General features: G+C 59.4%; 12 protein-coding genes. All 12 read left to right on the top strand.

Features of this window, described 5'->3' with window-relative positions; genetic code table 11:
• The first annotated feature begins 54 nt into the window (after positions 1 to 54).
• The 12 genes from tnpA to AB7Z56_RS02825 all read left to right on the top strand — a co-directional run bounded on the left by tnpA (position 55) and on the right by AB7Z56_RS02825 (position 14,667).
• A complete protein-coding gene (gene tnpA / locus AB7Z56_RS02880; protein ID WP_144030647.1) occupies positions 55 to 507 on the top strand; it encodes an IS66-like element accessory protein TnpA in 453 nt (150 codons plus the stop codon).
• Complete coding sequence (gene tnpB / locus AB7Z56_RS02875) at positions 504 to 860, top strand: IS66 family insertion sequence element accessory protein TnpB (RefSeq protein WP_007606730.1); 357 nt, start codon at positions 504 to 506, stop codon at positions 858 to 860. The genes tnpA and tnpB overlap by 4 nt, the downstream gene beginning before the upstream one ends.
• Positions 861 to 929: 69 nt before the next feature.
• Positions 930 to 2,459, top strand: a complete 1,530-nt coding sequence (gene tnpC / locus AB7Z56_RS02870) for an IS66 family transposase (protein WP_283018506.1) — start codon at positions 930 to 932, stop codon at positions 2,457 to 2,459.
• Between the two features lie 781 nt (positions 2,460 to 3,240).
• Positions 3,241 to 4,518, top strand: coding sequence for a tyrosine-type recombinase/integrase (locus tag AB7Z56_RS02865; RefSeq protein ID WP_441256163.1), 1,278 nt, complete (start codon positions 3,241 to 3,243; stop codon positions 4,516 to 4,518).
• A gap of 616 nt (positions 4,519 to 5,134) precedes the next feature.
• Entirely contained in the window at positions 5,135 to 5,323 is a 189-nt protein-coding gene (locus AB7Z56_RS02860; RefSeq protein ID WP_441256162.1) for a helix-turn-helix transcriptional regulator, read from the top strand.
• 128 nt (positions 5,324 to 5,451) lie between these two features.
• Positions 5,452 to 5,922 (top strand): hypothetical protein, encoded by a 471-nt coding sequence (locus tag AB7Z56_RS02855; protein WP_441256161.1) that lies wholly within the window; start codon positions 5,452 to 5,454, stop codon positions 5,920 to 5,922.
• Positions 5,912 to 7,369, top strand: a complete 1,458-nt coding sequence (locus AB7Z56_RS02850; RefSeq protein WP_441256160.1) for a VapE domain-containing protein — start codon at positions 5,912 to 5,914, stop codon at positions 7,367 to 7,369. Before AB7Z56_RS02855 ends, AB7Z56_RS02850 begins: the two co-directional genes overlap by 11 nt.
• Before the next feature lie 408 nt (positions 7,370 to 7,777).
• Complete coding sequence (locus AB7Z56_RS02845; RefSeq protein ID WP_441256159.1) at positions 7,778 to 8,158, top strand: hypothetical protein; 381 nt, start codon at positions 7,778 to 7,780, stop codon at positions 8,156 to 8,158.
• A 77-nt stretch (positions 8,159 to 8,235) separates the two neighbouring features.
• Positions 8,236 to 8,775: a terminase small subunit gene (locus AB7Z56_RS02840; protein WP_441256158.1), complete on the top strand. Its 540-nt coding sequence runs from the start codon at positions 8,236 to 8,238 to the stop codon at positions 8,773 to 8,775.
• Positions 8,776 to 9,181: 406 nt separating this feature from the next.
• The gene (locus AB7Z56_RS02835; RefSeq protein ID WP_441256157.1) at positions 9,182 to 9,748 is read left to right on the top strand and encodes a very short patch repair endonuclease; all 567 of its coding nucleotides are present in this window, start codon (positions 9,182 to 9,184) and stop codon (positions 9,746 to 9,748) included.
• 169 nt (positions 9,749 to 9,917) lie between these two features.
• Positions 9,918 to 12,899 (top strand): ATP-binding protein, encoded by a 2,982-nt coding sequence (locus AB7Z56_RS02830; protein WP_441256156.1) that lies wholly within the window; start codon positions 9,918 to 9,920, stop codon positions 12,897 to 12,899.
• Complete coding sequence (locus AB7Z56_RS02825) at positions 12,886 to 14,667, top strand: response regulator receiver domain (protein WP_441256155.1); 1,782 nt, start codon at positions 12,886 to 12,888, stop codon at positions 14,665 to 14,667. The genes AB7Z56_RS02830 and AB7Z56_RS02825 overlap by 14 nt, the downstream gene beginning before the upstream one ends.
• Positions 14,668 to 14,672 lie beyond the last annotated feature (5 nt).

Here is a 14,672-nt window from a genome sequence, read left to right as displayed (position 1 = left end):
TTCCATTGAAGGCGTCGAGCGAGGAATGATCGATCTCTGATTGGAGATCGGCTTGTGTCTAAGCTTGAACATATGCTTGAGCCCAGGACCTCGGTTCGTCTGGTCGAGGTCATCACGGAGAGCGGCCGACGCCGGCAGTTCTCGGCCGACGACAAGGCGCGGTTCGTCGAGGAGACGCTGGCCCCGGGAGCCGTGGTATCGGAGGTCGCGCGGCGGCACGGATTGTCGCCGCAACAGCTGTTTACGTGGCGCCGGCAAATGCGACAGCCGGTTGCGATCCCTGTGGCTCCCGAGCCGCAGACGTTCGTGCCCGCTGTCGTTACCCCATCGTCCACGCCGCCGGAGCGCTCACCGCGGCAGCGCCGACGCCTCCGGAAGGCGCTCGAGGGCGCCGAGAACAGCAGCATCATCGAGCTCGAGATCAACGGCGTCGCGGTCCGGGTCGGCCGCGGCGCGGATGCCGCGACGATTGCGGCCGTGATCCATGCGCTGAAGACCTGCACGTGATCGGTCCGACGGGCGCGGTGCGGGTGATGGTGGCGACCAGGCCGGTCGACTTCCGCAAGGGTGCCGAAGGGCTCGCGGCCCTGGTGCGTGAGAGCATCCAGGCCGATCCGTTCTCCGGCGCCGTGTATGTGTTCCGCGCCAAGCGCGCCGACCGGGTAAAGCTGATCTATTGGGACGGCACGGGTGTGTGCCTGTTCGCCAAGCGGCTTGAGACCGGTTCGTTCTGCTGGCCCAACGTGCAGGACGGCGTCATTCGCCTGACCGCGGCGCAGCTGTCAGCCTTGCTCGAAGGACTAGACTGGAAGCGCGTCCACGCCGCGCGCGAGACACCGTCGCCGATCCAAGCGAGTTGAACTGCGGCACAGTGAATCAGTATGCATGTCGCGCTCGCGGGATGCCGCGACGCATGGTGTAATCGCATCATGGCGACGACGGCCGACACGCTTCCGGACGATCCCGGCACGCTCAAGGCGATGCTGCTGGCCGAACGGGCGCGCGCCGCGCGGCTCGAGCAGATCATCAAGGAGTTGCAGCGTCATCGCTTCGGCCGCCGGGCCGAGACGCTGCCGGAGGACCAGTTGCTGCTCGGCCTGGAGGAGGTCGAGCAGGTCGAGGCGAGCAGTGATGCGGCGACCGATGCAGCCAATGCTGCCGAGCGATCGAGCCGAGCCGCACGGCGCCGCAGGAACAGAGGAGCGTTGCCGGCGCATCTGCCGCGGGTCGAGATGCTGGTCGACCTCGACGATCACGCCTGCCCGTGCTGTCAGCAGGCGCTGCACCGGATCGGCGAGGATGTGAGCGAACGACTGGATATCGTCCCGGCCCAGTTCCGGGTCCTAGTCGTAAGGCGGCCGAAGTATGCCTGCCGGGCCTGCGAGACCATGGTACAGGCACCGGCGCCAGCGCGGCTGATCGAGGGCGGGCTACCGACCGAAGCCACCGTGGCGCAGGTACTCGTCGCCAAATATGCCGACCATCTGCCGCTGTATCGGCAGGCTCAAATTTACGCCCGCCAGGGCCTCGAGCTGGATCGCTCGACCCTGGCCGATTGGGTCGGGCGGGCAGCCTTCCTGTTGCGGCCGGTGCATGAGCGACTGCTCGCGAGGCTGAAGCAGTCGCCAAAACTGTTTGCCGACGAGACCACCGCCCCGGTGCTCGATCCCGGACGCGGCCGCACCAAGACCGGCCAGCTCTGGGCCTATGCCCGCGACGACCGGCCCTGGGGCGGCACGGACCCGCCCGCCGTCGCCTATGTCTACGCTCCCGATCGCAAGGCCGAACGGCCGATCGTCCACCTCGCGGGTTTTGCCGGCATCCTCCAGGTCGACGGCTATGCCGGCTATCGGGTCCTGGCCGAGCGCGGTGACGTAGAACTGGCGTTCTGCTGGTCCCATGTGCGCCGGCGCTTCTACGAACTCGCCGCGGCCGGTCCCGCACCGATCGCCAGCGAGGCACTCGAACGTATCGCCGGGCTCTACGTCATCGAAGCCGAGATCCGCGGCCGCACCGCCGACGAGCGTCGCGCCGTCCGCCAAGAGAAGAGCCGGCCGATCGCCGACGAGTTCGAACCCTGGCTGCGCGCCAAGCTTGGTCTGATTAGCCAGAAGACCAAACTCGCGGAGGCCGTCCGATATGCGCTGTCGCGTTGGGACGGGCTGACGCGCTTCATTGCCGACGGCCGCGTCGAGATCGATTCCAACGTCGTCGAGCGCGCTATCCGCCCAATCGCGCTCAACCGCAAGAACGCCCTGTTCGCTGGCTCGGACGGCGGCGGCGAACACTGGGCCGTCATCGCCTCACTGATCGAAACCTGCAAGCTCATCGGCGTCGAACCCCACGCCTATCTCGCCGACGTCATCACCCGCATCGTCAACGACCACCCGAACAGCCAGATCGACGAACTGCTACCCTGGGCCTATCTCGCTACCCAAGAACGCTGGCGCGTGGCCTGAGAACATCGCTTACGCTCCTCAACGGCGGTCTTCGTCCCGATGCGCGAGCCCTCTAGCGCCAATTTATGAGCGGGGGGCGCAAGCTTGTCGATCGCAGCAATCCGCCACAGCATCTAGTCTGGCTGCAGGAGCGACCTCGCGTGGCGTTCTAGCCGACGTATTGCCAACTTTTCCTAGTTGACGTGGGAAGGCCGCTTCGAACGAACGCCACGGTCCGGCGGCGGCAGTTCTGGTCCAACCCGTCGCCGCAACACGGGAGCCCGGAGACCTTTGGGAATTCCGGCTCGTGCGTCTCCTGGAAATTTTTCTGCCGGAGCCGGAATACGGGGCTGAGGTGGGAAGTACCCAATTTGTCACTCGATTGAGGGAGAGAGATCCAAACCGCCGCGCAACCAAGCCGCTAATTTTGCGAGAAATGCCGTACTAGACCAATTTTGCAGGTTCTAAGATTCGGAGAAAATTCGGTTCTCCGGCTTCATTCAGGCCCCTGTTGGAGGACCGATTGGAGTTCTCCGCCGGCAGGAATGCAGGAAAATGGCCGCGTTTTGGCCTGTCTCCAGATCGAAATAAGAAACGAATTTTTTGGGGGTGGCGGAGAGAGTGGCCGCCATGAGCCTGTTTCACGTCGTTGCTTAGTGTAGCAAATTGTAACTCAAAATCAGCGTGTTGCGAAAGTCGCAACACTTCACATGTCTTGATCCGTCACACGTCGTCGCTATAAATCGTATCCGTTATGGCGGGTACGATGAGGGGTTGCGACGTGCCGATAAAAGCGAAGGATATGACCGCGCTTCAAGTGGCGCGGTTGCGGCATCCGGGCCGGGGCGGAAACGCGACGTTCGCCGTGGGCAACGTTGCCGGACTGCTCCTTCAATGCACCGAGGGAGGGGCGCGCACATGGCTGCTGCGAACAGTCGTAGGCACCAAGCGCCGTGAGATCGGCCTCGGCGGCTATCCCGACGTGCCCCTTGCGGACGCTGTGCGGCGCGCGCGTGAGGCCAAAGAAAAAATCCGCAACGGCGTCGATCCTGTCGAAGAACGCAAGGCCGCCCGCGCGGCTCTCGCCGCGCAACAAGCTCGCGGCCTGACGTTCAAGGATGCTGTTGATAGATACCTCAAGACTAAACTGAAAAACTTCAAAAACGCTAAGCACCGCCAGCAATGGGAAAACACGTTGGCAACGTATGCCGTCCCGGAAATTGGCGCGATGCTCGTTTCGGAGATCACCATGCAAGACGTTCTTCGGGTGCTCAAACCGATTTGGGAAGCCCGAACAGAAACGGCCAGTCGCGTGCGCGGTCGCATAGAGGCTGTGCTGTCATGGGCAACAGTGAACGGCCATCGCACTGGCGACAATCCGGCTCGATGGGCTGGGAACCTCAAGGAATCTCTGCCTCTCCCCTCCGCCATCGCCGAGCAGAGCAATCAGCCTGCGATTCAATTGGACGACGCTGCTCGCTGGTTTGCGTCTCTTCGGAAGCGCGAAGGCACCGGCAGCCGGGCGTTGGAATTCCTGGCCCTGACTGCCTGCCGGTCAGGTGAGGTGCGCGGCGCGACGTGGGATGAAATCGATCTCGATAAAGCGTTGTGGGTTATTCCGGCCGCCCGTATGAAGATGAAGCGTGAGCATCGCGTTCCGCTCTCTCCTGACGCTGTGGCGCTGCTGCGCACTCTGCCGCGTCTCAAGGACAATCCGCTTGTGTTCCCGGCATCGAGGGGCGGTTCGCTGTCTGACATGACGCTAAGCGCAACCATGAAGCGGCTGCACGAGGACGACAAAGAGAACGGCGGATATGGTTTTGTTGATCGCGTGTCGAAGCGCCCGGCAGTGCCGCATGGCCTGCGCTCAACGTTTCGCGATTGGGTATCGGATCGCACCGCGTTTCCCGGCGAGATGGCCGAGGTCGCACTAGCTCACAAGATTTCGAATGCGGTCGAGGCGGCATATCGGCGCGGCGACATGATCGAGAAGCGCCGGGCGATGATGACGGCCTGGGCCGGCTTTATGGTCGGCCGCAATGTCAGGGGCAAGGTTGTGCACTTTCAGGCGGCGCGCTGACATGGGCGCACGGGATCATGTTCACGTCCGCATGTCTGCTACCGACGCTGCCGCCGCGGCGCGGTGGCTAGTTGCGGTCGCGGTTCCGAAGATCGCAGCGCGTGCCGACACGATACTTACCCCTGGCTATAACGCGGATTTGGCAAGACGCCTCACGGAGATGGCGGCGCTACTCGATAAGGCAGCGCGTCGGAAGCGACGGGGCGCGGAGTTCGCGCCTTTGGTGCCGCAAGAATTGGCAGCGGCGATAGGAACTGCCACGGCTTTGAACGCGCCACCCGCCACGGTGCGGCGCGTTCAATCAGCGATGCACGCTGCCGTCGCCGGCCCAGGAAGGGGGCGGCCGAGATTGTTGGATGCAGACATAGCCGCACACATCGCCGGTAAGCGAAAGCATCCCCGGGCGTCCAACCCTGAGCGGTGGCCCGCGCGCCTTAAGCGGCGAGAGCGCATCGCCAGCAAGTACGCTGCGTGGTCAGATGAAGTTCACGCCCGTGGTGAGACGGTATTAACGGCGACTGTGCCACCTCCAAAAATCTGACTTATTTTACGCCACTGCCGGCACGCAACCGATTCGCGTCACATTGCATCCATCGAATACAGATGGAGCCGCCAAGTGACTGTCTACCTCCAGGATAAAGCCGTTGCTCAGCGTTACGGTGTTTCTCGCCCGTCAATCTGGCGATGGGTGAAGTCTGACCAGAGCTTTCCTAAGCCGGTCCACCTCTCTGCCGGCTGTTCGCGCTGGCGGCTTGAGGACCTTGAACGGTGGGAACACTCAAAGAGTGAGCGCAACGCCGCCTAACCGATCCGCCATGCCGGGCACGAAAACGCCCGGCTCACTTCTGAACCGGGCGGATCAATCGAAAAAACGCATCGTAGCTGCTGCGTTCCTTACAACGATCGGCCGCCCTTCGCAACATGCGAGGGCACATGTCTTCCGAATTCACTCCTAAATTCCCGCGCTCCATCGCGGGCGGCGACTATCGCGTTCCGCTCGACCACCCCGATGTCGAGGCCATTGCCGCGCGGGCCGATCACTTGTACCGAACGTTTTCCCTCAGCGACGACGATCGTGCCCGACTGATCGCGCGATATGCGGACATCGCCGCCGCCAGCGAATATCTATGGGGTGCGATCGGTGAGCAGCGCGTCGCGGACAATGGACTTCGCCCCACGAGCCGAAAGCCGTGCACCCGCGAAGTGGCGACCAGCGAAACCGTCGGCGGTCACGAGATGGCCCGCAACATCGGCTTCGTTTTCCGGTACCGAGACTATGTAAAGCGGCTTGAGGACAAGTACGGCTTCACCGCCTGGAAGCGACTGGGCGAGGTCATCCGCCGCGACGATGAGTTGTACGACGCCAGCCATCACAGCGTGCCTAAGCCCGACGATGACATTTAAAGCGGGCCGCGCCATGGATGATTTCCGATCGCCAGCCTGGATGGACGATGTGCCGCCGGTTTCAGCTTACGAGGCCGATGGGCGGATCGACTTTGCACCGTCATCACCGGAGATGGCCGCCGAGGAGCCCGCTGCCCCTGCCGGTCCCGTCGCGCCGGCCGCGACGGCAACGCCTGTCCGCGACGCTGAGGTGGCTGAGTTTAAACGGGTTGACCGGTCTAACGAGCGTGTCGGCCAGATACTCGGCGTAGAGCGATTTGATGCCGAACTTGAGGCGTGGCTCATAGATCGCGGATGGTTCGTAAAATTGAACCACCTATCTGGAGAACTTGAAATTCACCTTGCGGGCGGCATCGTACCGATGACAGATGAGCGGCTTGCCGAAATCCGCTTCACGGTCGCCTATGCCGCCAACGGCAAAGAGCCGGCAAAAGACAAGATCGCGGACGCCGTGGCGTTGATCGGTGAGCGGCGGTCGTATCATCCTGTTCGCGACTACCTTGCCGGCCTCCGCTGGGACGGCGTGGAGCGCCTGGACGGGTGGCTTGTGCAGTATGCGGGAGCAGAGGACACGCCGCTTAATCGGGCGTTCGGTCGCAAAATCCTTTCTGCCGCCGTCCGTCGCGTGATGCAGCCCGGCGCGAAGTTCGACGCCATGCTTGTTCTTGAAGGTGCTCAGGACTTGGGCAAGTCCTCGCTCATCCGATCTCTGTGTCATGACGAAAACTGGTTCACCGACCAGCTCGAGGTTGGCGCTGATGCCAAGGTGACTATCGAGAAAACGTCCGGTTCCTGGATCGTCGAGATGCCCGAGCTTGATGGCATGGGACGGCGCGACACTAATCGCGTCAAGTCGTTCATTACGACAACGCGGGATCGTTCGAGATTGGCATACGGACGCTACGCCGTCACACGAGACCGACAATTTGCCCTGTTCGGCACCACTAACGAAAACCACTACCTATCCGATCTCACCGGAAACCGACGCTTCTGGATCGTCAGAGCCACCAAAGCGGACCCCGCCGGCCTCGCCGAGGTTCGCGATCAGTTATGGGCCGAGGCCGTTGCGGCCGAGCCGAACGAGGCCTTGTGGCTGGACGAACCCGATCTGAAATCGGCCGCAGCAAAGATCACCCGCGAGGCCTCTGATTTTGGGCCGTGGCTGGAGGTTCTTGGCAGCCGCATCCCGGAAGGCCCGCTCAAGATTAGGGTTGTTGATGTGTGGAAGCTCGTCGGGTTCGATAGCCCCGAGAGCATCAACAAGCTGACCAAGGCGCACCACTCTCATATAAAGGCGGCGATGGCGGGACTTGGTTTCGAGCGGAAGGACGGTGGTATCCGGGACCTGCTCGGCAAGACCGTGAAGGCGTACGTCCGTGGCGATCTCCACGAAGCCGAATGGTGGTCCCCCGGCGATCCATCTCCAGCGCCAGCGGTGAACTGGTAACAGACACCTCCATCCGCGCGGCTGACGTGAACCGGCAGGGGCATCCCTTGCCGGCTTCTCGTTTGTTTGGCCGCAGAGCGATCGTTGCGCCCATGAAATTTAGAGTTCCCTTTATCGCCATGGGGCCGCAACCGGTTCGGCAGGACGAACCGGTTGCGGAATCGGTTGCAGGCAATGCGAACCCGTTGCGGTGCATCCGGTGCAACCAGTTGCTTCGCGAACCGGTGACGAAAATCGTTTGCGACCTCAGCGCTGTAACCAGTGCAACCACTGCAACCGGTTGTTTGACTAAAGTAGCCGCATCCCCCTTAGGTCGCCCCTTATGCATGGTTATATACCTTGCTACATGTCGCATCCGGGAAGTCTTAGGAAAAAACCGGTTGAACCGGTTGCAGCTGCCGAGGTCTCATGCAGGCAAGAACAGTAGTGATAATCGCGACGACGATCCTGCTCGGAGCAAGCGCCTCTGCTCAAGTTGGTCCGCAAGCAGCAGCCAACAACATGATGAAGTGTTACGAGCTGGAAGGGTACAAATACGGCTTGCAGACCTGCAATCCTCCCGCCGAACTAGTCGAAGCTGTCTTTGGCAAATGTACTTCGCAGGAACAGACATTACGCGACAGTTTGACAGCAAAGAAGCAGTTGGAGGGCAACTTTTCGCCTGACGACTTGGCCGAGTACTCAGGACGCATGATCAGGGACATCCGCGCCGAATTTCGAACTCGAATTCAAGCTCAAATCATGGATGCTCGCGTAACGGTCAACAAGCGCTGCTCAACCGCCCGCTAAACGCCTGATCCTCCCAGGATGTAGGGAAATGCAGTAGTTGTTTTCGCGGCAACCATTCGCGTGCCACGCCTCGCCGCATGGCAAGGACCGCGAAGCAGCAGCGATTTGTTCAGGAATTTCTCCTGGATTTGAACGCCACCCAGGCGGCGATCCGCGCTGGCTACTCCAAGGGAACGGCCGATAAGCAGGGACCTCGCCTGCTGTCCAATCCTGAGATCAAGGCCGCGATCGCCGCAGCAAAGCTCCAGCGCTCCGAGCGAACGGAAATCGACGCCGACTGGATGTTGCGCCGGCTCGTTGAGGAGGCCGAGGCCGATCTTGCTGATCTCTACGACGGCAACGGCGATCTCAAACCGATAGAACTTTGGCCGGAAATTTGGAGGCAAGGCCTCGTTGCCGGTGTGGAAGTTGACGCCCTATTCGAGGGGACGGGCGAGGATCGCCGGCAGGTTGGCTACGTCAAGAAGATCAAGCTGAGTGACCGCCTGCGCCGCCTGGAGCTGATCGGTAAGCATGTGCGCGTGAATGCCTTCCAGGATCAGGTTGCTGTGAGCGACGTCGAGGGACTGGCGAATCGGGTCGCCCGCGCGAAACTGCGCAGCGGAAGCGATGGCTAGCCGCCAACCTCAAGCGATGGGCTTACATCCAAGAGTGCCCGATCCGCTTCAGCGTCTCATCAAACTGGTCCTTTGGGCATCTCGGTAGCGCCGTCGATTCCGACGCGGTGCTGCTATCATGCGCATTCGTTCTTGCGAATGATCGTCATGGCGCCCAACGTGGATATTCTGCGCAAGCTCGTGAAGTGCCATCGAGCGAGCTGCTGCCAGTTCTGCCCGTGCCCCTCCCGATCCGAACGAACCCCCGGCTCGCCGAAGCGATAACGGTTCGCCCGCTTCTGAGACACACAAGCACGGCGACAGACCCATTCACCTTGAGGATTTGGTAACATCCCGCGATCGAAACGAGCCTTCGATCTACAACTCTCTACAGCCTATCGAAGGACAATCGTCCCCATCGCAGGCAATGACGTCGCCTCAATTGCATCAATGGAACGACTTCTGTATTTTTCGGGTCATGGATAGGATTTCTAAGTCTCAACGATCGGCAAACATGAGGGCGGTTCGTGGAAAGAACACCGGGCCCGAAATTGCCGTTCGTAAAGCCGCTCACCAGTTAGGACTACGCTTTCGTTTGCATCGCCGGCATTTGCCCGGTTGTCCGGATCTGGTCTTTCCAAGGTGGAAGACCGTTCTTTTCGTGAACGGCTGTTTCTGGCACGGCCATCGCGGGTGCCGCAGGTCCAAGTTACCTGCTTCCAACGTCGACTTCTGGCGAGAGAAATTGGCCAAGAACGCTCGGCGCGATCGCAAGAACTATGCGGCGCTTCGAAAAATTGGCTGGCACGTCGAAGTGATTTGGCAGTGCCAGATAGCCGACGATCTGGCAGCAACTAAAGCTATCGAGCGCATTTCCATCTTCGGACTTTTGCCCGGCCAGCAATCAGGAGCTCGGCCGATCCGGTCCTCAGGCGCCGCACGATGCGGGATTAAGCATACGACCAAAGAGAACCGGAGAAGCGCCCGACGCTAGCCTTCTAGGTTGTCGGAGCATTGCTTTGCTCCTATGGTTTACCGTATGATCGCCCGATCACCAACTCATCCCACGGTTCCGGCGTTGCTGCAGCTGCTCTAGCGTCGCGGCACGATCCAGAGGTCTTCGTTTCCCGCTCCCTTTTTGTCATTTCCATCCTAGCTTCTTCATGATCCAGAGCATCGCTTTTCAGACGAAAGCCAGAACTCTCGACCATCTGGGCCGTGAGCAGATCGCCGACTGCCCCACCGCTATTTCGGAGTTGTGGAAGAACAGCTTTGATGCCTATGCCCGTTCGGTCGCTCTGGATATTTTCGATGGCCCCGCGCCCGTAGCCGCGATCGTCGACGACGGCCACGGCATGCACCGCCGGGAATTCGTCGACAAATGGCTCGTCGTCGGGACGGAATCGAAAGCTGTCGACGAACCCACGGACGTCGATGATCGCAACGGTTTGGATTTCAGACCCAAGCAGGGGCAGAAGGGCATCGGCCGGCTGTCGTGCGCGAACTTGGGACCGCTACTGCTGCTCGTTTCGAAGCGGCGCAATGATAATTTCGTAGCAGCACTGATCGATTGGCGACTGTTCGAAAACCCGTTTCTCAATCTGGCGGACGTCGAGATCCCGATTGCCGAATTCTCGGAGAAACAGGAACTTTTTGATCTGCTCGATCAATTGTTCGAGCAGCTCATGGAGAACGTCTGGGGCGGCAAGGACGAATCGCGAAAGGCACGCATCCAGGCGGCGTGGAACGACTACGATGCGCTTCAGGCGCGGCAGGACGCGCGGCGCGATCCACCGGAGGGCCGACCCGCGCCTTCCGCTCAGATCGCTTCAACGCTGATCGATACGTTATTCGAAGAGCGCCACATTTCCAAATGGCCTGTGTGGTCCGGAGAATCTGAACACGGCACCGCACTTCTCGTGTCGCAGATCAATTATGACCTGCTGGCCCAACTACCTTCAACGATTCCGGACGCAGCCTCGAAGGCCGCGTCTGACAAATTCACGGAAACTTTGTCGAACTTCGTCGATCCTTACATCGCGTCTGACGTGCTGACGATCAGCGCCAGAGACCCTCAATTTTCATACGAGGTACGGGCGTGGGATGGCGATAGGCCGACGACCATCATTGGGGTAGGCAAGGAATTCAATCGGAAGATGCTCGAACCCCTCGAGCACATCGTCGACGGCATCATTGATGTAAACGGGGTATTCCGTGGACGCATCAAAGCTTTTGGAGAATGGCGCGCGGATAACTTCGAGATACCTCCGCCGAAGGACTTGATCATTCTCAAACGACCCGATTCTGCGATGGGGCCCGTCGACATTTACATCGCTGCGATGGAATTCGAGGCTCTCAATACGACCCTCGGTAGCACTCAATTCAATCACTTTAGGGCTCTCGCGGAAAAGTACGGCGGCTTCATGATGTTCCGTGATGGCCTCCGAATCATGCCTTACGGTCGCACCGACAACGACTTCTTCGAGATCGAAATGCGACGCTCGTTAAGCGCTGGCCGTGAGTACTGGAACCACCGACAGATGTTCGGGCGCCTCGGCATAAGCCGGGCACGCAATCCGAATCTCAAAGATAAGGCGGGCCGCGAAGGCCTGCTTGACAACAATGCGGCCAAGACACTCAAGATAGTCGTCGCGAATATTCTGATGAAGCTCGCTCGAGAGTTCTTCGGATCGGCGTCCGACTATCGAACCGAGCTGCTTCCGAAGATTCAAGAGACAAACAAAAGAGCGCGGGCGACCGAGGAGCGCAACAAGCTCCGACGGAAGCAGCGCTCGCAGTTCAGCGCGAAATTGAAGACGTTTACGAAGGAGCTTCCCCCCTTCCTAGAGGCCGTGAATCATGCAGAGCGATCTCTCAAGCTCCAGGCCGAACGGGATATCGAAGCGGCACAAGCCTTGATCGGCGAACTCAAGGATCGGCGCGTATCATTCCGGCTCGGCGAGGCGCCCCAGAACCTCGGCACGTTAGAGCCAGCGTACAAGAAGTATCGAGCCGATATTCACTTGGCCCAAGCGGCGATTTCACGAATCGATGATCGCATTCAGGAGGCCGTCAAAACGCTTGCACCGGCCAAGCCACGGGAATACGCGCAGCGGCAATTGGCGCGAAACAGCGCGATGATTTCTCGCAGGATATCCGAATGGCGCAAATCCATCGATGTGTTGCAAAAAGATGAATTCGAGAGAATCAGATCGCTCATCGATCAGCGAAACAAGGCGTTCCACTTACAGGCCACGCCATTGCTCGATTCGTTGGATCGTGACGAGCTGACCATCGGAATGCTAGTCGATATGATGGAACAACTCCGTGAGCGCATGGACACGGAGAACACAAATCTGTTCGAACCCTATATCGGCGCACTCGAGAGCTTACGCGAAAGCATCGACCTCGAGACTTTAGCTAACTTTGGGATGGAGGAAGTCAACGAGCTGCGCCAGGAGCTTGATCGTTTAAACAGCCTTGCACAACTCGGCATATCGGTCGAGATCATTGGCCATGAACTCGAATCTTACGACGACATGATCCGGTCTGGCCTCAGGCGTCTGCCAACGGATATCAGGGCGAGTCAAGCCGCGAAGGACATCGAGTTCGGCTGCGAAGGCTTGACTGAGCAGCTCCGCTTCTTGTCCCCCTTGAAGCTGTCTGGCGACCGTCCTTCCAATTGGATCACAGGCCAACAGATTTTCACGTATATCAAGGAATTCTTTGGACCGAAGTTCGTCAGGGCCAACGTATTATTCGAAGCGACGTCGGAGTTCTTGCAATTCCGGGTGTTCGACCAGCCGTCCAGGCTCTACCCGGTGTTCATCAACTTGGTGAACAACAGCCTCTACTGGGTCGGCGTCAAAGAGCCCCCTCGCAGAATCCTTCTGTCGGTGAACAATTCTCGCGTCATCATATCCGACAGCGGCCCGGGCGTCGAGGAAGACGACCTAGAAAGCCTGTTCACGTTGTTCTTCACTCGCAAGCTTCGCGGCGGACGGGGCGTCGGCCTCTATCTCTGCAGAGCGAATCTCGCCGCTAGCGGGCACAAGATCAGCTATTCGCGCGCCCAGTCCGGATCCGAACTATCGGGTGCCCACTTCATCATCGAGTTCAGAGGGGCCGAGTATGCCGGTCAATGAGGGGTACAAAGCTTTCATTAGGGAAGCCTTCATCAAGCCGATTCGGTCCGTCCTGATTGTCGATGACGACTATCCGACCTATTCGGAGATGCTAGACTTACAGCAACGCAGTATCGCCGGGCAAGCTGCACCGGCCTCGGCTAAACGCTGGCGTACGAATCCCGAGCAGATTCAGAAAGTGATCGACAGCTTTCGCAGGCCCGAACTATCTCTCGTCGTCGACATTCATGACGGTGGAGATGGCACCGAAGCTTCTATCGCGTACCATCTCCACCAGTCTGATCTTCTCGTTCTGGACTTTCAATTGGGCGATACCGCAGCTGGCGCCTCGAAGTCCGTGGAGATTGCCAGAAAGGTGATGGCGAACGATCACTTCAACCTAGTGGTAGTGCACACAGCGGAGGACCTCCAGAAAGCCTTTCGCGAGATTCTTCTCGGCGTCATGGCACCGTGCTGCGACGGCGGCACCGCGGTTCAGCGTGCGGCCGCACAGCAGCTGATCGAGAAGCATGAGTTGGAGCAGGACGACGGCATCGTTGGGAAGATCGAGAAGGCATTTGAGATCGAACAGTATCTGTTCGCCAGACAGGACATTGCAAATGCGATGAGGGCTGCCGTTGTCGGAAATGCGCCATTTGCGGGATTCAGCGATGTCTGCAAGCAAGCGGGTTGGAAGCCCGCTTCCGCGAAGCAGATTTTTGCGTGGGCCATGCATAGGTTCGAGTCTAAAAACCATAAGAAGATGCACTTTGCCGGCAATAAGCTTCAACTCAAGTGGAGCGAACAAGATAGATGGATCAGGTCCCATTCCGGTTTCTTTGCGTTTGCAAAGAAAACGGAAGCAGATCTCGATATTCTTCACGAGCTCTGGCAGTCGCTCATAGCTTGGGGCCCGGAGCCCTCACGCTTATTCCTCACGAAGCTGCGATCAGCGCTCGAAGAAACCGGTGTCGCAGCGGAGGATGCGACGCTTCGAAACAGGTTTCTTTTGGCGCGATGGTACGCCGACCTATTGGCTGGCGATGAGATCCGACGAAAGACTCTCATCGATATAAGCATCTCGCGACACGCTGAACAGATGCTCGATCATATCCAGGCTAGTGTTCAGAAGTTTGCGGAGCAGCTCGTCGCTGAAGACGCCAAGGGGCCGGTAAAGGATACACAACTGGTCCACGCGCACTTCGCCGTGGACTTAGGTAAGGCCAGCGACGAAAAGCAGGCCGAACGAGATCACAACATATTCGCCTGCAGCAAGAAGCCGAGCGGGTGGCACCTGCAAACAGGTCACGTCTTCGTTGCTTCGGAAAGCCATTGGGTCTGCCTATCTCCTGCCTGCGACTTGGTACCGGGGCAAAAGACCTCGGGACACTACAAGGAGGTATCGACGCGGATTCCGTTCTTCGCGGTCAAACTCCAACCTGTGTCCGACACCCAGGTCATAGATGTCCATTCCAATCGATTCATTTTTCTCGAGTTGCGTGAAGGGAAAAGGACTTTCTGCATCAGCGATCCGGCCAGGATGAATTCGGCTCCGCAATGGTATCCGCTCTACGCAGCGAACTTCGGCAAGTTCGAGCAGGATTTCAAATTCAAGTTTTCCAGACTTTCTATGGATGGCGGCGAGCTGGTAGCGGCGATCCACGAAGCTCAGGTCGTCGCTCAGCTGCGATATGAATACGCGCTGAATTTGGTCCAGACTCTCGGATCGACGTTTACGCGGATCGGCTTAGACTTCGTCGGCAAGTCTGTAGCCTGGACGACAGGCTGAGGCGT

The organism is Bradyrhizobium sp. 482_C4_N1_8 (assembly GCF_052075965.1).
Lineage (GTDB): Bacteria > Pseudomonadota > Alphaproteobacteria > Rhizobiales > Xanthobacteraceae > Bradyrhizobium > Bradyrhizobium barranii.
Note: the sequence above shows the minus strand (reverse complement) of the source record. Positions and strands in the feature narration are given on the sequence as shown.